General features: G+C 62.9%; 19 protein-coding genes. 1 reads left to right on the top strand and 18 read right to left on the bottom strand.

What is annotated here, in order from left to right:
- Nucleotides 1-2 precede the first annotated feature (2 nt).
- Genes HBA99_RS11955 through HBA99_RS11925 form a run of 7 tightly spaced genes read right to left on the bottom strand, consistent with a single transcriptional unit; the run spans nucleotide 3 to nucleotide 7022 of the window.
- Entirely contained in the window at nucleotides 3-335 is a 333-nt protein-coding gene (locus HBA99_RS11955; protein WP_005058551.1) for a small basic family protein, read from the bottom strand.
- A gap of 36 nt (nucleotides 336-371) precedes the next feature.
- Complete coding sequence (locus HBA99_RS11950; RefSeq protein ID WP_057968261.1) at nucleotides 372-1316, bottom strand: DUF881 domain-containing protein; 945 nt, start codon at nucleotides 1314-1316, stop codon at nucleotides 372-374.
- A 1-nt stretch (nucleotide 1317) separates the two neighbouring features.
- Nucleotides 1318-1914 (bottom strand): CDP-alcohol phosphatidyltransferase family protein, encoded by a 597-nt coding sequence (locus HBA99_RS11945; protein ID WP_057968260.1) that lies wholly within the window; start codon nucleotides 1912-1914, stop codon nucleotides 1318-1320.
- Between the two features lie 56 nt (nucleotides 1915-1970).
- Complete coding sequence (gene secA2 / locus HBA99_RS11940) at nucleotides 1971-4295, bottom strand: accessory Sec system translocase SecA2 (protein WP_165615253.1); 2325 nt, start codon at nucleotides 4293-4295, stop codon at nucleotides 1971-1973.
- A 59-nt stretch (nucleotides 4296-4354) separates the two neighbouring features.
- A complete protein-coding gene (locus HBA99_RS11935) occupies nucleotides 4355-5188 on the bottom strand; it encodes a GNAT family N-acetyltransferase (RefSeq protein WP_070952476.1) in 834 nt (277 codons plus the stop codon).
- 36 nt (nucleotides 5189-5224) lie between these two features.
- Complete coding sequence (locus HBA99_RS11930; RefSeq protein ID WP_057969241.1) at nucleotides 5225-6499, bottom strand: acyl-CoA dehydrogenase family protein; 1275 nt, start codon at nucleotides 6497-6499, stop codon at nucleotides 5225-5227.
- Between the two features lie 46 nt (nucleotides 6500-6545).
- Complete coding sequence (locus HBA99_RS11925; protein WP_030097979.1) at nucleotides 6546-7022, bottom strand: type II toxin-antitoxin system Rv0910 family toxin; 477 nt, start codon at nucleotides 7020-7022, stop codon at nucleotides 6546-6548.
- Between the two features lie 248 nt (nucleotides 7023-7270).
- On the opposite strand from HBA99_RS11925, the gene HBA99_RS11920 reads away from it, so the two are divergent.
- A complete protein-coding gene (locus HBA99_RS11920) occupies nucleotides 7271-8797 on the top strand; it encodes an ABC1 kinase family protein (protein WP_078322528.1) in 1527 nt (508 codons plus the stop codon).
- Here HBA99_RS11920 and HBA99_RS11915 read toward each other — a convergent pair.
- From HBA99_RS11915 to HBA99_RS11865, 11 genes are all read right to left on the bottom strand, one after another.
- On the bottom strand, nucleotides 8781-9410 hold the full coding sequence (locus HBA99_RS11915; RefSeq protein WP_030097981.1) for a TetR/AcrR family transcriptional regulator: 630 nt from the start codon (nucleotides 9408-9410) through the stop codon (nucleotides 8781-8783). The two genes, HBA99_RS11920 and HBA99_RS11915, sit on opposite strands and share 17 nt — an antisense overlap.
- An 83-nt stretch (nucleotides 9411-9493) precedes the next feature.
- Nucleotides 9494-10852 (bottom strand): ABC1 kinase family protein, encoded by a 1359-nt coding sequence (locus HBA99_RS11910; protein ID WP_070952475.1) that lies wholly within the window; start codon nucleotides 10850-10852, stop codon nucleotides 9494-9496.
- Nucleotides 10853-10961: 109 nt separating this feature from the next.
- Nucleotides 10962-11360, bottom strand: coding sequence for a hypothetical protein (locus tag HBA99_RS11905; RefSeq protein WP_030097983.1), 399 nt, complete (start codon nucleotides 11358-11360; stop codon nucleotides 10962-10964).
- Nucleotides 11361-11482: 122 nt separating this feature from the next.
- Nucleotides 11483-12946, bottom strand: a complete 1464-nt coding sequence (locus tag HBA99_RS11900) for an FAD-binding protein (RefSeq protein WP_070952474.1) — start codon at nucleotides 12944-12946, stop codon at nucleotides 11483-11485.
- Nucleotides 12943-13458, bottom strand: a complete 516-nt coding sequence (locus HBA99_RS11895) for a VOC family protein (protein ID WP_057969237.1) — start codon at nucleotides 13456-13458, stop codon at nucleotides 12943-12945. The genes HBA99_RS11900 and HBA99_RS11895 overlap by 4 nt, the downstream gene beginning before the upstream one ends.
- Before the next feature lie 36 nt (nucleotides 13459-13494).
- Nucleotides 13495-14133 carry an SRPBCC family protein gene (locus HBA99_RS11890; RefSeq protein ID WP_030097986.1) on the bottom strand — a complete coding sequence of 213 codons (639 nt, stop codon included), beginning with the start codon at nucleotides 14131-14133 and terminating at the stop codon, nucleotides 13495-13497.
- Nucleotides 14130-14492, bottom strand: a complete 363-nt coding sequence (locus HBA99_RS11885) for an ArsR/SmtB family transcription factor (RefSeq protein ID WP_070930893.1) — start codon at nucleotides 14490-14492, stop codon at nucleotides 14130-14132. Before HBA99_RS11885 ends, HBA99_RS11890 begins: the two co-directional genes overlap by 4 nt.
- A gap of 46 nt (nucleotides 14493-14538) precedes the next feature.
- Nucleotides 14539-15315 carry an APH(3'') family aminoglycoside O-phosphotransferase gene (locus HBA99_RS11880; RefSeq protein ID WP_070930894.1) on the bottom strand — a complete coding sequence of 259 codons (777 nt, stop codon included), beginning with the start codon at nucleotides 15313-15315 and terminating at the stop codon, nucleotides 14539-14541.
- A complete protein-coding gene (locus HBA99_RS11875) occupies nucleotides 15300-15875 on the bottom strand; it encodes a hypothetical protein (protein WP_046253635.1) in 576 nt (191 codons plus the stop codon). Before HBA99_RS11875 ends, HBA99_RS11880 begins: the two co-directional genes overlap by 16 nt.
- Nucleotides 15876-16104: 229 nt before the next feature.
- The gene (locus HBA99_RS11870; RefSeq protein WP_070952473.1) at nucleotides 16105-17526 is read right to left on the bottom strand and encodes a mechanosensitive ion channel domain-containing protein; all 1422 of its coding nucleotides are present in this window, start codon (nucleotides 17524-17526) and stop codon (nucleotides 16105-16107) included.
- Complete coding sequence (locus HBA99_RS11865; protein ID WP_109494419.1) at nucleotides 17526-19592, bottom strand: adenylate/guanylate cyclase domain-containing protein; 2067 nt, start codon at nucleotides 19590-19592, stop codon at nucleotides 17526-17528. Before HBA99_RS11865 ends, HBA99_RS11870 begins: the two co-directional genes overlap by 1 nt.
- Between the last annotated feature and the right edge of the window lie 17 nt (nucleotides 19593-19609).

Here is a 19609-nt window from a genome sequence, read left to right as displayed (position 1 = left end):
GCTTATGCCCCAAACAACCTGCGCCGCAGGGCGGCTGCGTTTCCGAAGATCCGAATGCCGAGAACGACGATGATGGCCGTGGACAGCTGCGTACCGACCCCAAGCTGGTCGCCCACGAACACGATCAGCGCCGCTACCAGCACGTTGAACACGAAGGAGACCACGAACACCTTCGAATCGAAGATCTGGTCCAGGTAGGCCCGAGCACCGCCGAAAAGAGCGTCGAGCGCCGCGACCACCGCGATCGGCAAGTACGGGGCGACCGCGTCGGGCACATTTGGGTGAAACACCAGCCCCAAAACCACGCCGATCGCCAGCGCGACTATGCCGATCATCGTTTACTTCCTCTCCTGTTCACCGTCCGGGTCACCTCACCGGCCTCCTGCTGGAATTTCCTTGGCGTACTTGACGTCCCGATTAACCGCGGGAGCCAGCTGAACGTTCTCCTGGGTGCCCAGGGTGAGTCTGATGCCGTAAGACTTCTGCAGAAGCCGCATCCTGGCCATTCCCGGGCTGCGCTCGAACGAGGATTTCATGGTATTCGCGGGGCCGACGGCGACAATCCGGTACGGCGAGCTGATGGGCTGGTTGTCCACCAGGATCGCTCCCCCGGCCTGACGCATCGTGACATTCGGGCCTATGCGGACATCCGATACCGAAATCGCTTCTGCACCACTGTTCCACAGCGAGTTCACGACGAGCTGCATGTCGCGGTCGAGGATGACCTGCTGGCTGCGCGGGATGCGTTCCTTCGAGACGTCCGAGAGGTCACCTGCACTGCCAGGGTCGGCCAGCGTGACGATCAGCGCCGGTCCGCGCACCTCGGTGCTCGCCGCGGCAAGACCCAAGTGGTCCAATCGATTCAGCAGCTCCTTGCCCTGCTCGTTGCCTTCCAGCTGACTGCGCCGAGCGCCGGCTACCTCTGCCGCCAGCTGGTCTCGCGTCGACTCCAGGGCCCCGGAGTCGCGCTGTTCACTGCGGATACTCGCCAGCAGTCCCTGCTTTTCCTGCATGACGCCGGGCGCGATACGGGTGGTCTGGGCGATCGCCGCCGCGAAGACCGTGGCAATGGCGACGGCAGCGACTGCCTGCCAACCCCATTCAGCCAGGCGTGAACGCGGTGGCGCGCCGTCTCGGCGTGCTGCGGCCGCCTCGGCGTATCCGGCGTCCAGGTGATCAGAGAGCAGGGTGCGCAGCAGCGACGGCACCGGGTTGCGCTTGGGCCGGTTCGCACTGTGGTGACCCAGACCCTCCTCGGGTTCGAAACCACCCATGAGATGCGGCCCGTTGCCGTGTATGGGGTCCTCGGCACTCATGTCAGGTGCTGACCTTGGGCAGCTGCCGGACCACCATCACGATCTGGGCGACGTAAAGCACGAAAGTCCACAGATACATCCCCAGACCCCAAATCAGGAATGCCCACCCGCAGGGGCCGATTATCCTGCCCCACAACGAGTCCCATTCACCGATGAGGATCAGCGGAAATGCCGACATCAGCGCAAACGTCGCGGCCTTGCCGATGTACATGACGGGCAGCGCCTCGATTCCGCGACTACGCACGATGGGCAGTCCGAGCGTGAGGATAAGGTCGCGGGCCAGCAGCGTGAGGACGATCCACCACGGGACGATGTCCCGGATCGCGAAGGCGATCGGTGTGGTCACCATGTACAGCCGGTCGGCAGCCGGGTCCAGGAGCGTGCCCAGGTGCGAAGACTGGTTCATCAGACGCGCGATCTTGCCGTCGGCCCAGTCGGTGAAGCCGCTGAGCATCAGAATGGCAACGGACCAGCCGTCGGCGTGTTTGACCAACAGCAGATACAGGAACAGCGGAATGAAGGCCAACCGAATGACGCTCAGCACGTTGGGGACCGTCAGTATCCGGTCGTCTCCGGAGGGCGGTTCGGCGGTTCCCATCCGGCCACCCTCTCATATTCGCGAAGGTATGCCCCGCGCAAATAGACGGTCTGTCGTCAGCTGAAGACGCCAGGCAGGTTCAAGATCGACAGGCTGTCGTTCTTGCGCGGGTCGTCGTGAATCATGTACGTCCACGTCGAGGTCGGCCGGGCAAGCTTCGACAGGTCCAATCCCTGTTCCTCGTCAACCAGATTGGTGGTGTCGAAGGTCTGCTGCGCCGCTTCCACGGCGTCGGCGGCCAGCGACGCGAAGGCGTCGACGGCGAGCCGGTGGAACTCGTCGATCGGGTTCTGCCGCCCGAGCGCGCGCAGGTGGATGCTCTCGCGCACATCGGAGAGGTACGCCAGGTGGTCAGCCCAGCCCCGATCGAGGTGGTACAGCATGATCTCCCGTGAGATCCGCTCCAGGCGTTCTTCGGAAAGCTCCTCGGCCAGCTCGTCGTAACGCTCAGCGGAGCGCTCCTGGAGTTCCTTACGCGCGGTGTCGGTGCGCAGCAGGGTGTCGCGGCGCTCGGAGATGATGGCGCGCTGCTGGGCGATCAGCTGGTTGTACCGCCACGTGTTGGCGTGTAGGTCGAGCATCGCACCCTCGGCGACGCGCTGGGCGTGGTCAATGAGCCCTCCGGCCTTGGTGCTGACAATCTGCCCATTCTCGTCTGTCTCGGTGGGCAGCTTGGCCGAATCCAGATATGCGACAACGACCTCGTCCTCCCAGCTGGAGAAGAAGACCGACGACCCGGGGTCGCCCTGGCGTCCCGCACGTCCGCGCAGCTGGTTGTCGAGTCGTTCGGTGCGATGCCGCCCGGTGCCCACGACGTGCAGCCCGCCCGCTTCGACGACAGCGTCGTAATCGGTCTCCTCGGAGCCGCCCAGGCGGATATCGGTGCCGCGTCCGGCCATCTGCGTGGAGACCGTGACCGCCTTGAGCGCGCCGGCCTCGGCGATGACGCGGGCTTCCTCGGCATCGTTCTTGGCGTTCAGCACAACGGCCGGAACCCCTGCACGCACCAAACGGTGATGCAGTGCTTCGGATTCGGCGACATCGTGCGTGCCCACCAGCACCGGCTGCCCGGTGGCATGGATCTCGGCGATATGGGCGACGATGGCGTCGTTCTTACTCGCCTCGGTGATGTAGACGCGGTCGGGCTGATCTTCGCGGATGTTCGGGGTGTTGGGCGGGATCGGCGAGACACCGAGCTTGTAGAACTGCCGCAACTGCTCACCGGCCGCCAGGGCCGTACCGGTCATTCCGCTGACACGCGGATAGCGGTTGATGAGTGCCTGCACGGTGATGGTGTCGAGAACCTCACCGGTATCGGTGGTTTCGATTCCTTCCTTGGCTTCGACGGCTGCCTGCAGGCCATCGGGCCAGCGCTGCAACGTCGCGATGCGTCCACGCGAGGAGTTGATGAGGTGCACGGCGCCATCGCGCACGATGTAGTGCACATCGCGCTCCAGGAGCACATGTGCGTGCAGGGCCACATTGACCTCGGTGAGGGTCGTCCCGACGTGGTGTTCGGAGTACAGGTCGATGTTCCCCAGCTGCTTTTCCAGCTTTCGGGCTCCGGTATCGGTCAGGAAGATGTTGCGGCGGTCGTTATCGGCCTCGTAGTCCTCGCCGGCGACCAGCTCGCGGACCGCCTCGATGACCTCCGAGCTCGGCGCTTCACGATGGCTGGTTCCGGCCAGCACCAGCGGCACCAGAGCCTCGTCGACGAGCACCGAGTCGGCCTCGTCGACGACGGCGACATCGGGGCTCGGCGACACCAGGGCATCGACATCGATCGCCAGCTGGTCGCGCAGTACGTCGAAACCGATCTCGTTGACCGACCCGTAGGTGACGTCACAGGCGTAGGCCTCACGGCGTTCGTCAGCCGTGGATTCCTCGGTGATCCAGCCGACCGTCAGCCCCAGGCGCTCCAGGAACGGTCCCATCCACTCGGCATCACGGCGGGCCAGGTAGTCGTTGACCGAGATGACGTGCACGCTGCGTCCGCCCAGCGCGTAGCCGGCGGCGGTGATCGCACCGGTGAGAGTCTTGCCCTCACCAGTGGCCATCTCGATGACGTCGCCGTCGAGCATGCGCAGGGCGCCCAGCAGCTGAACATCGAACGGGCGCTCGTCAATGGTCCGCTCGGCGGCCTCACGCACTATCGCCAGGAACTGGCCGATGTCCTTGGATTCGATGCCCTCGGACAGGTCGAGTTTCTTGGCCGCCTTGGTGAGTTGTTCGTCGGTGAGGTCCTTGGCCTTCTCGTCGTACTTCTTCGAGGCATCCACGAGCTCCAGCGACTGGCTCTGGTTCTTGTCGGTGGCGGCACCGAGGAGCTTCCAGAACTTCCCGGTGAACCGTGAGGCGGTGTTCGACTTGCGCACATGCACACGGTACGTCAGGGAGCTAGGAGCGCCTTCGCGACGATCGTTAAGCCCAGTGAGTGCCGTCAGGCGAATTCCACGATCACCGAATCGGTGACGGCCCGGAATCCGAGCTTGCGATAGATGGAGTTGGAGGTGGGGTTGGCCAGATCGGTGGTGAGCACGATCTCCCGCGCACCTGCCTGACGCGCCCATTCGCAGGCCGCCGCGGCCACGGCGCTGCCGTAGCCGTGGCCCCGCTGCGGTGGGGGTGTGTAGACGGGACCCACTCGTGACACCCCTTCGATGGGGGCCCGGACGCCCGCCATCGCGACAGGGGCCCCGCCGCGTTCCCAGCACAGGTAGACGTCCCCCAATCGGTAAGAGCCAATCAGCCAGTGCCCCGCTTCGTCGGCGGGCTTGTCGACACCAAAGGTTTCCCTGCTGTACTCCACGCTCCACGGCACCAACGACTCGATCTCCTCTGCAGCGACGAGCAGTGGCTCGCCCGCTACGCGCGGCTTTATGAGATCTAACAGGCGGTAGAGCCGCTCGTCGGTGGTGCCGCAGACCGTGACGCCGGTCCTCGACAGCCAGGCGTCGGCCACCGCCAAGGTCACCGCACGCGACCCCCGCACCGAAGGCAGCGGTATCGCGTTGTCGGCCAGCAGGTTCACCGCGGCAGTGATCCCGGCCGTGGGCATGGCATTGCAGACGAGGCCCTGGCTGGTCCCCAGGGCCGCTCCCACCAGATGATCCAGATCGGTAAAGGTGATCAGTGCCGCCGCGGGATCGGAATCCGGCTGCCGCAGGCGCGCGGCCAGGTGGAGCTCAAAGGTGTACAGCACGGGATCGGCGGAGTACAGCGGCCCGGCCAGGGCCCAGTACTCCGCCAGATCCTCGTGAAGGTGCGCCCGCATCAACCCAGCGTGATACGGCGGGGCTGGTGTGTCGAGCTATTTCTCTGCCAGCAGCCCCTTGGCGATGTGCGTGATCTGAACCTCGTTGCTGCCGGCGTAGATCATGAGCGACTTGGCATCGCGCGCCAGCTGTTCGACGCGGTACTCGGTCATGTAGCCGTTGCCACCGAAAAGCTGCACGGCGTCCATCGCGACATCGGTGGCGGCCTCAGAGCAATAGAGCTTGATGGCCGAAGCTTCCGCCAGGGACGGCGTCTTGTTCTCCGAGAGGCTCTCGATGGCATGAAACAGCATGTTCCGCACGTTGAGCCGGGCCACTTCCATCTTGGCCAGTTTGAGCTGGATCAGTTGGAACTGGGCGATCTCCTTGCCCCACAGGGTGCGTGTCTTCGCGTAGTCCAGCGAGAGCCGCAGGCACTCCTCGATGACACCGAGTGCGAGCGCCGCCACGCCGATACGTTCCATCGAGAAGTTGGCACGGGCACTGTCGCGGCCGTCGCCCTGATCATTGGCTTCGGATTCGCCGAGGAGCCGGTCTTTACCCAGACGGACATTCTCGAAGAACAACTGGCCGGTGCGGGAACTGTGAATGCCCATCTTGCGGAAGGGTTTCGACTGCGTGAAGCCCTCCATGCCCTTGTCGAGAACAAAGGTCAGCACCGTGCGGTCCCGCTTGTCGACCGAAGGGTCCTTCTCATCCAGCTTGGCGTAGACGACGATCACATCGGCATCGGGTCCATTGGTGATGAAGGTCTTCTGGCCGTTGAGGATGTAGTCCTCGCCGTCACGGGTGACATACGTCTTCATGCCGCCGAATGCGTCCGAGCCCGAATCGGGTTCGGTGATGGCCCACGCTCCCACCTTCTCGTAGGTGACCAGCTCGGGCAGCCATCGCTCCATTTGCGCGGCCGTGCCGCGGGAGGCGATGGTCGGGACGGTCAGGCCCATGCTCACGCCCATACCCGTCACCAAACCCATACAGACACGCGAGATTTCGCTGGTGAGCACGAAGCCCATACCGGCCGACCCGCCCGCGAGCCCCATGACTCCCCCGCCGTCGGACTTCTTGGAGTCCTCTAGCGGCTGACCGGCCGCCAGTGCGGCCTCCCGGGTCTTCTTCTTCTCGATCTGCTTCTGCAGCGCCTCTTTGGCAAGAGCGTCGATGCCGAAGGTTGCGAACATCTTTCGGATGATGGGGTACGGCTCCATCTCACCGGACTCCAGCGCATCGACGTGAGGCCTGACCTCCTTGTCGATGAACTGGCGAACGGCGTCACGCACCGCGAGGTCAATGGGTGACCAGTCGAGCATGTCTCCTGCTTTCTCCTGTGAAAGTGATCGACGTCGGCAGACCCGGTTAGCCGAGTTCCTTGGCCAGCAACTCTTTGAGGCGGGCGACGGAGTTTTCGAGCTCTTCCTGCACGGCCTTATCGATGGCCGTGCCGATTGCCCCGGTGAGCATCTGCCCGGTGAAGGACGAGTCCACGTTCACCCGGGTGTTGTCGGCATCGATTTCTTCGACACTCGACTTGATGATGGCCTCGACTCCGGCCATACCGGTCCCGCCCAGCTTGAAGGCGCCCTTCTTGGCGGACAGCACCTCGTCTGCCGGGGTGAACTCCTGCACGGTCCACTCGACCGTGTTGGCCATGCCCATGAGGGTGACGATTTCGGAGAACTTGGTGCCGACCTTGATGTCCTCGATCGCCGGGACATCGCCCTTGAATCCGGTGTGGATGGTCATCCACTCGTCGTATTTGTTGAGATCCGGCAACACCGACCAGAGCTTGTCGATGCTGTACGGGAGGTCGATGCTGGAGTGCAGCTCGGACATGGGCGGAAGACTCCTTTGTCATTGGTCTGGCACGGATTGGCACCAGCGGATCCGAACGTAACATACATACCCTCGTGTATGTAAGATGCAATTACTGCTGATCTCGCACTGCGCGCCGACTAAATGCAGGTGTACTGCCGTCAAATACCGACAGACCTGTGGGTGGATGGGCCCGATTCTGCGGCTACCCGGCAGTAGCTCAGCGCACGTTACATACAACTGTGCTCGTATGTATTACAGTGGCGCACATGACCACCCCCGAGGGCGCGGGCAACGACGCGGCGCCCCTCGCCACTGGACTGTCCGAGAGTGGGACACAACAGCCCGGCCCCCCGGAATCTACCTCGGAAATCGCCGCGGCAACGGCGAATTCGCAACCGGCCAGGGGGGCGATCGATATCGAGATCACCCGCCCGCGGGTCACGTTGCATCCACCCCCGCTAAGAGTGGAGGTCGGGCGCGTCGGCATCGCCGCGTCCCGACTGGCCAGTTCTGGAGCCCGCCTGCTGGTGCGGCCCCGTCGCGGGAAGTCTCTGGAAGTGCGCGCGGCACACGAGCTGCGCCGGACCTTCGCCCTGATGGGTCCCACCTACGTGAAGCTGGGACAGCTCATCGCCTCCTCCCCCGGCGTCTTCCCCGAGGCGCTGTCCAACGAGTTCCGCACCCTGCTCGACAGAGTTCCGCCGGCTTCATCTGAACTGATCCACCAGACCGTGCGGGAGCAGTTAGGCGCTGATCCAGCAACGATATTCGCAACATTTGATGAGCACCCCTTCGCCTCTGCGTCCATAGCCCAGGTGCACCACGCCACCTTGAAGACAGGTGAACGGGTGGTGGTGAAGATTCAGCGGCCGAAGATCCGCACCCGGTTAGCCGCCGATATCCGAATCTGGGGCCGGCTGGCGCGGGTCGTCGTCAAAACCGATCTGGGCCGCGCCACCAACGCGACCGAGATCATCGAGGATTTCGAGCAGAACCTCAATGAGGAGCTGGATTTCGCGGCCGAGGGCCACGCCATGGAACAGTGGATCGCCAGTTTGGCCGACACCGAGTACGGCGACAAGGTGCGAGTCCCCAAGGTGTTCTGGCAGTACAGCACCGAACGGGTACTCACGATGGAGTATGTCGAGGGAATCCGGATCGACAACGTCACCGAGCTCGCCGCGGCCGGTTTTGACGGGGTCGGATTGGTCAAGGCCATCGTCTACTCACTGTTCGAGACGGGATTTCACAAGGGGCTCTTTCACGGAGACCTACATGCGGGCAATCTCTTGGTGGATTCCAACGGCCGAATCGTCTTCCTGGACTTCGGGATCGTTGGCCGTATCGACGAACGCAGCCGCAAGATCTTCACCGAGATCATGGTCGATCTGTTCGTCAAGAACGATCATGCGGCCGTGGCGCGCGGCATATACAAACTCGGCGCCATCGGCGATCGAGGCAAGCCGGCCGATTCCACAACTGCCGCCAAGACCATCTCCGATTTCACCAGTCCCCTACAGCAATCGAAGCTTTCGGCGATCTCCTACGGACAGCTGGGTAAGCAGCTGGCGATGATGGCCAAGGAATACGACGTGCGACTCCCGCGCGAGCTGGTACTGATCTCCAAGCAGCTGCTGTATGTGGAGCGCTACATGAAGCTGCTGGCGCCCGACTGGGCCATTCTCTCGGATCCGTCATTCATCGGATACTTCGGGAACATGGTGATCCAAGCCGAGCAATCACGCATGGAGGAAGCAGCGGCGCGAGAGTCCGGCCCTAGTCGGAAAGACTGAGCTTTCCGGTGTCGATGGTGCGTAACGCGGAATCCAGTGGCGCACCGACCGTCGGCGACTCGACGATATTCAACAACATCGACTTGGCGCGCGCCCAGCGTTGATCACGAGCCTCCTGCGGTGCGGTCATGCTGTTGACCAAGATCCCCCGAACGGCGTCCATGGCGGTGAGTGTGATGTTGCGAATGACCCGCAGCTCTTCGTCGGTCTGACTTACCGATTGACCCAGCGTCGAGAACTGCTGCATCACAATAAATTCGAACTGGTCCATCTGAGCCGATAGTTCGGGATCGGTTCGCGCGGCAATCCATAGCTCCATGGTGGCGATGAACATCGACCCCTGATGCATTCGCCAGAGCGCATCCAGACAACGGCTGACGAAGTCGGTTCCACTCTCACTGTCCAGCGCTATCAGCTCGGAAAGAATCTCCTGCCCTTGCTTGAACGCCAAGTGCCGCACCGATTCTCCGAGAAGTTCGGATTTCGACTGGAAATGGTGCACAAGCGCGCCACGGGTGACGCCGGCGCGTTGCGCCACGCGCGTGGTGGTGGTGCCCGCGTATCCATATTTGACCAGGCAATCCACGGTGGCGTCCAGGAGCCTGCTGCGCATCGCGGCGCTACGTTCCTCCTGAGTGCGTCGCCCGGCACGATGATCGCGGGTAGCAGGCCGTGCTGGGCTGCCAGCGGTGCGTGTCATTCTCCGACCTCATCCTTGATTTCTTCGCGGGCCTGCTGATACTCCGATATCAAGGTGCCGAAGTAGGTGAGTATTTCCGGGTCCCCCACCGGCTGCCAGTCCGGCGCAAGCAGTTTGGTGTACCGCTCGACATAGAGCAGTTGCTTGCCCACCAGGATGAATTCCTTGGGGAGGATAGCGTCGTGCTCGCGCCCCAACGCGGTGAGCTGTCGGCCGATCGTGCCGTAGGAGATCTTGCCCAATGAGGTACCCATGGGACGGGTGACCTTCCGGAGCGACTCGGCAACCTTGGCCGGGTCGGCGCCGGGATCGATGGCCCCCAATTTGATCAGCGTTCGCGCGGCCGCCTCGTCATCGGGCTCGATGATGAGTGCACCGATCAACTCGCGCAGCGTCTTGCGGGTGCGCTCGTCGAGGCGGCCGATGATTCCGAAGTCCAGGAACACGATTCGCCCTTGCGGGTCCACCATCAGGTTTCCGGCATGCAAATCACCATGGAAGGTGCCCGCGGCGAACGCCGAATCGAAAAGGGTGAGCATGAGGGTTTTGACCACCTCGGGGCCGTCGAAGCCTGCCGCACGGATACCTTCCGCGTTGTCGATACGGATGCCCTCGACGTACTCCATGGTGAGCACCTTGTCGGTACACAGCTCCGAATAGAGCTGGGGTACTCGCACCTTCGGTGCGTACTTGGAGCCCGCAAGGCCAGCGGTCCAGTCCCGCATGGCCTGGGCTTCCAGAGTGAAGTCGAGCTCCTCGGCGAGATTGGCCTCGAAATCCTGCATCACCTCGTAGATGTTCGACATGCGGCCCATCTCGGTGAGTTCCAGGCCCCGGGCGATTTGTTTGAGGATCTGCAGATCGGCCGCGAGCCTGGTGCGGATCGCGGGGCGCTGGATCTTGACGACGACCGCGGTGCCGTCCTTCAGGGTCGCCTTGTGCACCTGGGCGATGGATGCCGAGGCAAAGGGAACCTCATCGAAGGAGCCGAACACGTCCTCGGGTGGGGCGCCGAGCTCGTCGGTGAGCATGGAACGGATGGTCCGCGGGTTCGCCGGTGGTACCTGATCGAGCAGCGACCGAAACTCCGCGGAGAGGTCCTCGGGGAACATCCCCGGCGATGACGCGATGAGCTGGCCGAACTTGACGTAGGCGGGGCCGAGTTCGGCAAATGAACGGCGCATTTCCTTGGCGACCACCTGGCGCAGGTCGCGTTCGGTGGGACGTTGGCTCAGGATGCGCGACCCGGCCTTGAGGAGCTGACCGGCCGTAGCTGCCAGCCGATCGAACTGAATCTCGACGGAAACCGGATCAAGCTTCCGGGGCCTCCGGGGCTGATCGGATGAATCGCTCATCGCGACTCCCTTCGTCCTCATCACCTACGTCGATGAGACATTACCGACAATCCGGTATGTATGTTAATCGAACGTCAGGAGTATCCGGGGATGACCAGGGAAGGAAGCCCTACCGGTGCAGGGCGCGTTCGACTTGGGCGATCCGATCGTCGGCGAAATCCAGCACGATCTTCGTGGGGTAGAGCGCGACCTTCAGTACGCGGATGAGCGGATTGACCACGTCGATGAGGGTCTCGAGGCTCGTCATCGTGTTAGCCAGGGTCGTGGTGGTCTCGGCCAGATTGTTCAACGTGAGGTTCAGCGAGTCGAGGGAGTCGTCGAGCCGCTCCAGGCTGGAGTCCAGGTGGTCGAGCATCGAACCCACCCGATCGGTGAGGTCGTGCACTTCCACAGCCATCGATTCGATATGTCCGACGGTGCCATCGATGTTCAGTGCGACGTTGGCCAGCTTGCGGATCTTACGGGCCGGGGCGGGCCGGTTCCCGTTGCTGGTATAGACCTCCGCCATTGGAGTCACCTTTCCGTTGCGCCCAGCCTAGGCGACATGTTCACGGTCACCCACCGGCTATCCCGTTGGACGACCATTTGATGCACGTTTGTGACCGGCCTCACATAGCGTGCCAGATCGGATTAGCCGGTGGATACCCCTGCTGACGCGTGCGAACCTGCGCGCCGGCCGAAGAACGACGCTTCGCCAAGCCGGGTTCCGCTGCTGTAGCCCTTCCCGTCCTGAGCAATGTTCGAAGCGCTGGCGCCCGCCGCATAGAGACCCGATATCGGCTCGCCGGATTCGGCGAGCACACGTCCGTCCGCATCCGTACGAAGTCCACCCAGCGTGAATCCCGCATAGATCGCCTTACCAAGGGTCAGATCGAATGCACCCCATGGGCCGGTTCCCTGCGCGGCAAGGTATTTCGGGTACTTATGGAAGTCGGGGTCCTCTCCCCTGGCGGCATGTTCGTTGTACCGCTGCAAGGTCTTCCCAAGGTTTCCCGCCGGGATGCCCAGCGCCGCTTCCATTTCCGCGACGGTCTCCCAGCCATCGATGAACGGCGTCAACGGCAAGGTCGGCCGATCCATGTGCTCGGAGTCGACAATCAGGTAGGCGGCACTGTCGGGCTGATCCATCACGAACCCAGAGGTCCTGGAATGGTAGGAGTCTTCGGCGACGAATCGTTCACCGTTCTTGTTGACGATGATTCCGGTGAGCAATCCCGACGGCGGGTACACCGGAGCAGTCACGAAGATCTGGTTCATGTTGCGGGTGCCTGCACCCGCGGACACCCCGAGTCTGATGCCGAGACCGTCGTCGTAGGTACTGCCGAGCACGAAGGGTTTCTCGGCGAGCTTGGGGGTGTACTCGGCCACCATGGCGGGGTTCATGACGAATCCGCCCGCCGCGATGATCACTGACTTCGCGCGTATCGCACCGGTTTCCGCGAAACGTTTCCACGTGGCGCCCACGACCGCACCCTCCTCGTCGAGGATGAGCGCCGTGGCGCCGGTCTCATAGCGGATGGGTACACCCAGCTCGTCGGCACGCCGTGCGAGCAGGTCAACGACCATGCCCGCACCGCCGGTGTCGCCGGGCTTGGGCACCTTGTGTCCGCGTGGCGCCGGAACGGCCTGATCGCGGTACGGCCACACCAGCTCGTTGCCCGTGAACATCAGCCCTTCGGTGTTGGGCTGGATAACCGCCTTCTCCGGATAGAAGCTGCGTTCGAACTGAAAACCCAGCGCCTCAAGCCAATTGAAATGATCGACACTTCCGTCGCAGTACAGACGGATCTTCTCCGGATCGGGATCCGGAGATACCGCCATGAGGTATTTGTACATTTCGTCAGCGCTGTCGGCATGTCCGGTGGCCTCCTGAACCGCGGTGCCGCCGCCGAGGTAGAAATGCCCGCCCGCCATGGCGGTGGTCCCGCCCGCGGAAGCGGCACGCTCAAGGGCGAGTACGCGTGCGCCCGCCTCGGCGGCCGAGACGGCGGCACATCCGCCGCCCATGCCGAATCCGATGACCAGTACATCTACCTCGTCAGACCACTCCGTGACGTCCTGGACCGCTACGGTTTCCGGTATCGCTGCGCTCATGCCTGCTCACTCTTGATGTAGTCGTAGAACGCCCGGATTTCGGACGGGACATGGGCCAGTTCCATGTACGGCAACGCGGCCTCAGGTGCCGAGAGGTAGGCAAAGCGCATACCGCCGGGCATCACACCGTCTTGGACCACTGCCATGCCGCGTGCCGTGGCCTGTTGGACCGCAACGTCCATGTCGGGCGGTTCCACGCATACGTGGTGCAGCCCCGGGGGATGTTGTTCCAGAAACTCCGAATAGATGCTTACACCGCTGACCGGGCGGATCAGTTCGAGTTGCATGTCGTCGAGGTAGCTCAGCGCGATGGTCGCGGTGAAGTCGGCCGGCGCACCGCGATAGGTGCACGAGTCGGGGCCGAAGTGCACATCTGGAATTCGCGTCCATTTCTTGACCCCGAATACGGCACTGAGCATGCCTTCCGTGGCGTCGAGATCATCAGTAACCCAAGCAATTTGGGTGACGCGTCCAAATCCAGAAACATCCGGCGGCATTGCCGATGTGGTCATGGGCCGATACTAGCGTCCGCTGTGGCGCCGGCCACTTCAGCCCGCGGTATAGGCCTGCGTGGTGCGATCTGCCATGCCTCGGGCCTGCGCTGGGTCCATACCGGAGGCAACGGCCGCCTCGTACCACCGTTCGCTGGAGCCGGCCATGAATGCGCGCCCCTCATCGCCAGCCGCCCAGGCCGCTCCCTCTTCGGGAGTAATCCGATCCTCCGGTGACGCGAGGTATCCGGCCAGGCCCAGAATCCCAGAGTCCCAACCGACTCCGACAGCGCCCGGACCGAACTGCAGCCAGTGTTCGTCGTCGTCGCTGATATCGGAGATGTGTTCCAGGGTGAAGGTGGCCCGGTCGCCGGACTCGGGGGTAATCGTCACCTCGATCCAGCTGGTGGCGCCCATGGCTTCCCAGGACGCGCTGAACGAATGCGGCGCATCGCAGGTGAGCACGGTTCCAGATGCGTTGCCCTCCAATGAGTAATGGCCTCCGAGGCGTAGGTCTCCGGTGACCGGCAGGAACCACCGCGGGATGCGTTCGGCGTTGGTACAGGCATCCCATAGGTCTTCGGCGTTGGTGTCGTAGGTCTGACTGACCGTCACAACGCGCGCCTCTCGTGCCTGGAATGTCCTGGTGCCGACCGTGCGGCGGACGGCGTTGAGCTGATGCTGAACGTCGATCACGCGATGTCCTCCTTGTCGTTTCGGGGGCTTGCGGATGCGCGGTGCCGCTTGCCGCGGGAGATCTCGGTGGCCAGCGCATCCAAATGCGGAGTCCAGTTGCGGCGAAAGGTGTCGAGCCAGCGGTCCACTTCCCGGAGCGGCGCGGCGTCCAGGCTGTAGAGACGCCGGGTTCCTTCGGTACGTACCGTCGCGAACCCGTTGTCGCGCAGCACCTTCAGGTGCTGTGATACGGCAGGCTGGCTTATCGCGAACTCCGACCGGATCACCTCGGTAACGGCACCCGAGGACATCTCCCCCGCCTGGATCAGCTCCAAAATGCGCCGGCGCACCGAGTCTCCGAGTATGTCGAAGGCGTGCACGCCGCAATATTAAAAGCCTTTACTTATATAAGTCAATAATTAAATACTAACCCCAGGTCAACGGATCGAGCTGCAGATAGAACTTCAGCCGATCGGGGTCCGCACGTGTCCCGTACACGTCCAGGAACCGCCCACGTGCGGTTGCCGCCCGGGTGTCCTCTGGCCAGGTATCCCGCGAATTGGCGAAGAGCAATGCGAGATCCGCATGCCGATCCGCCAGCCCGAGCCTGCCGAGGTCGATGAGTCCGGCGACCGAAAAGCCGTCCGGAGCGACGAGGATATTCGGCAGACACAAGTCGCCGTGGCATACGGCCAGGTCGCCGGTTTCCTGGGCGAGGCGCGCCGGTACGTCGGCCGCGATACGCGCCAGGAGCTCCGCGGCAGGAACATCACGGTCCTCATCGGGCAGGAAGTCCGGATTGACGGCATCGCGGGCCACCACGTCACGCGCCAGCGCCATCATCGCATCCAGATTCCGCGTGAAAGGGCACTGTGCCGTCGGCAGTGCGTGCAGTCGGCGCACTGCCTCGGCGATGGCGGGCCACGCCCTGTCCAGATCGTCCGCGTCCAGCTGATCGGCGGGCGTGCCGCGAACGGCTGAGGTGATCAACACGGGGCCGCTGGGCCCCGGTGTCCATTCAAGGACCTTCGGGCCCGGGACATCCCGAGCGCTAAGCCAGTCGATGCGATCTCGCTCCGCCTCCAGGTCGGCACCGCCCGCTTTCGCGTAGCGCGTGCGGTCGGCCGACCGGTAGACCAAGGCGCCAGACTCCCCTGTTGTGACAGGTTCCCAGGCCGAGAGGTCGATCAAACGCCCGTCCAGGCCGAATCGAGCCGGTGCGCGACGTCGATGGTGCGTGCCGCCATGGCCTTGGGGTTATCGACCTCGTCGGCGACATATTTGGCGATGAACCGGCTGATCAGCTGATCGACGCCCGCCAGGATGCGCAACAGCTCGCCGCGAATGGTGTTTGAGGACACGTCGACGGTGATGTCTGACGGGCCGGGCGGTGCGACGTCGATGATCAGCTGCAGCGGCGCGGCGGCGCGGGCGGTCGCCTTCAGGTTGATGTTGCCCGCGACGTTGAATCGGCTCTTGTCGAGCTTCAGGTCGATCAACAGATCGATGGCCAACGGCACCTGAATGTCGAAGGTGATGGTCTCGCCGGCGTTCCGGGTGACTATCGGGTCCAGGATCTGGACCTTCGCAGTGACCTTGGCGATCTTTCCGGGCCCTTGAGCCATGGGGCCGACCTCGAACGGTTCGCCGGCGATCGACGCGACCGCCGCCCGTACGCGGGCCTCGCTGACGGCTATCTCGAAGAACGCCCTGCCGAATTCCTCATACGAGAGGTATTGGTGGCCACTCGCCTCGCTATCCATAGTGAGAGATACGGTCTCATGGACGGGGCCGGAAGTGTGAACTGTCGGAGTGTCCGTGTGTCAGAAACCCCGAATCCGCACCAATCGATGCGACCGTCGCATCAGTAGCAAACATGTGACGATCATTACGCAGCATGTAGGTGGCAAGATGACATATTCGCGGCTATGCGCCGACCGTATACAGGCCGTCAATGCAAGCAACTGCTGGTCACACCGGGGCCGATGGGTTTCAACCGCTCCGGCTCTCTGCGAGGGCATCGCTGGTGATTGCCCGGCGGACATTAGCCCTTCGTTCTTCGATCGTGCGGCCAAACTCCTGCATGAGCAAGGGGTTCCGGTGCACCAGCGTCTCGACCTGCTCGCGTTCGATCTGCACGACAGTGACTTCGCCAACGGCATACGCGCAACCGATCACCGGCTGACGAGTGAGCGTGCTCTGCCCAAGAAAGGAACCTTCGTCGAGAGTACCCACCGATATCTCCGCGCCATCCGCACCGACCGCGGTGAGACGTACGCGGCCCGCGACGATGAACAGCATGTGGTTCGGCACCTCGCCTGAGCCCTGAATTTTTTCGTCGGACCCGTAACGCTGGACTGTCGAATGCGAGATCAGCGCCTGCTGGTCGTCCAGCCCTATCCGCAATGTTGGTGCGACCACAGTCTGTATCGCGTCTGCGACGCGTTCCGGTGTGGAGAACGTCTCGGCGGCGTGATCGAGGTGAAGCCCTTCCCGGCGAGCGGCATACCAGATCCAGCGCAGGAAGGTCGCCTTCGCCTCGCCATCATCGTCAAAGGACAGCAGTGGGATAGTGGTGCGATATTCCATGCCGCCCAATGGGATTGACAATGGCGGTGCATCCAGGCGGAGCTGTGGCAGCTCGGCCGCTACCCGCAGCAACATGGCGCACACTCGATCTGGGGGGTCTTCGACAGAGAACACGCTGATGATCGCGATCTTGTGCTTGCCGACAGGGCGGCTCACATTGGTAAACGACGAGGTGGCCAGCACGGAGTTCGGGGTGATCTGCAGCCCGGTGTCAGTCTGCAGATGCACCGCACGCCAATTGACTTCGACGACGTGGCCATGCGCGGTCGGGGTATCGAGCCAGTCCCCTATCCGAAACGGCTGCTCGAAGAGCATCAACAGCCCGGAGACGATCTGGCCGACGGACTGCTGCAGCGCCAGTCCCATCACGATCGATGTCACGCCGAGTGCGGTGAACAGCCCCCGCACATTTGCGCCCCAGATGTAGGAAAAGATCATCGCGAGGCCGACCACGATCACGACGAACCGTGCGACGTCGACGAAGATGGCCGGCACCCGTTTGCGCCATGTCCCCTCGGGAGCACCGTGGAAGAGCGTGGCGCTCACGCCCGAGAGCACCAGCACCAACACCACGAAGGCGAAAAGGGTGCCCACGAGTCGCACCGACGTTGCCTCGGGCGGAATCCGTTTCGCCTCGATCAGCAGCAGTAGGAGTGCACCGAGCGGCAGCAGATAGTTGCGCAGCACGCTGACCGGCCGCACCAAGACGCTGTGCTTGCGGCGCAACGCCTGTTGCCACTCGGTCAGCGCGATCAACCCCAGGGGCAGCCCGAAGGCGATGCCAACAGACCAGAAGAACCAGGGAGACGTGAGGATGTCGGTCATCACTGATTCTCCGACAGCCGCCAGATCGGTTGTTCTTCCCCGTCGACCGTAACGGCTCCGGCCGATGTGAACTCGAAGGTTTCGCGAAGGGCATCGTGCACGCGCGAGGTGACGTAAATACCCTGCTGCGGCGAACCACTCTTCACCTGGTGCGCGAGATTGACTGCCGCTCCCCACATTTCGTAGACCATCGTGGGACGTCCGACAAGCCCACTGCTGACTGTGCCGGTGTCGACGCCTGCCCTCAGGCTCAGTTCATGCCCGGTTTCGCTATTGAATCGCCCGATGATTCCCTGGCATGCGAGGGCGAAGTCGATGATCCTGCGCACATTGTCCAGCCGCGGAGTGTTGAGACCGCAACTTCCGAGGTAACCGTTGTGTGCCGTTCGTACCCGCTCGATTCCGAGATCATCGGACGCCGCATCGAGTTGGCGAACCAGATCGTTGACGAGCGCCAGTGAATCCTCGGAGGCCAGCTCGGCCTGGAGCCGATCCAGGCCGACGATGTCGGCGAAGATGACCGACACGTCATGACGTTCGGTGGCAATGAGCTCTTCGCCTTGCCGGTACCGTTCGGCGAAGGGTTCGGGCATCAACGATCGCAGCAAGCGGTCGTTTTCCTGGCGCTGTTCGGTGAGCAGGTCCTCCTTGATGGTCAGACTTCTACTCATTTCGTTGAATGCTTTTGTCAGATCCGCGATTTCATCACGCGTTTCGATCGGGATGGCAACGGTGTAGTCGCCGGCACTGATTCTCCGGGCCCCTTCTTCCAGCCGCCTGATGGGGCGGACGAAGAGCTGCGCGAAGAATGCGGCGGCCAGGCAGACGGCGAAGATGATGCCGGTGGTCGACACCACAATGGTCTTGGTGAACGACACCTCGTGTTCGAATGCCTCCGCGGTGTCGACCGTCGCGATCACCGACCAGTGCACATCGGAGTCCGGCAGCACCAGCGGTGCGTACGCCTGTAACGTCTCCTGCCCAAGGTAATTGGTGGCGATCAGGGTGCCCGATTGGCCACGTTGTGCCGCTTGGGTGGCATCGGAGTCCACCGGCTGCACCAGTGTGGTTCCACCGAGCCGGATGGCCCTGTCTACCACATCGGTGGGAGTTCCCGCCGCGACGACATCGCGCTTGTAGCGCTGCGGATCTTCCAGGAACAGACGTGAATCCGAACGCATCAGACCGTCCGGGCCGGCCAGGTAAGACTCACCGGTTTTGCCGATACCGGCTGCCTGCCAGCCTTTATCGAAGGTCATCAGGCTGTTGATCTTCGACACCGGGAACTGCAAGGCCAGCACACCGGTTGCCCTGTCGTTGGGGATGACCGGTGCCACGATCCAGGCGGTGGGCTCATTCTCCGCCGGCTGATAGATCTCGAAGTCGGTGAACAGCACAAAGTCTGAATCGTTGGACGTCAGCGCTCTCTGATACGCGTCATGTAGTTTCGATCCGCTGTACGGGCCCGTCAGTATGTTGGTACCCAAGTCGACATCTTTGAACGCGGTATAGACGATGTTTCCGCGAGTATCGAGCAGCAGCGCATCCTGAAACTGGAAACGGTTGGCGATTTCGCGGAAGTACTCCTGATAGCGGGCGTTCGCCGCCGACCAGGCGCTGCCGTCATGGGCGTCGTTGAGACCGATCGCCACATCATCGGATTTCCGCTGAGCCGTGTAGATGGCCTGCAGATAGCGCTGGGCGTTGGACGTGGGCAGCACCGCTGCCGCGTCGAGTTTGACCCCGCTGTTCTGTTCGGTCTGCTTGAGGAAGTTGCTGTTGTAGTAGTTGACGACCGATTGCCACTGCGCCGGATCGACGGTCGCGTTGGACAGCTGATCAAAGCCACTGGTGAACGCATCGAGTGCGCCCGAGACGGTCGTCCCGTGAGAATAGATGACCAGTGAATTCTTCAGATCCGAAAGCTGCCCCGCGAGCGCGCGCGATTGCGACTCCCGCACCTCCGTCAGCCGGGTGAACACCGCCGTGCGCAGTCCGTTGCGGCCGACCTGAAAAGCGATGATGCCGACCACCGCGGCCCCCACAATGGTGCACACCACCATCATCGCGATCAGTTTGGATT

Origin of the sequence: Mycobacteroides chelonae (assembly GCF_016767715.1) — a bacterium.
Classification (GTDB): domain Bacteria; phylum Actinomycetota; class Actinomycetes; order Mycobacteriales; family Mycobacteriaceae; genus Mycobacterium; species Mycobacterium gwanakae.
Note: the sequence above shows the minus strand (reverse complement) of the source record. Positions and strands in the feature narration are given on the sequence as shown.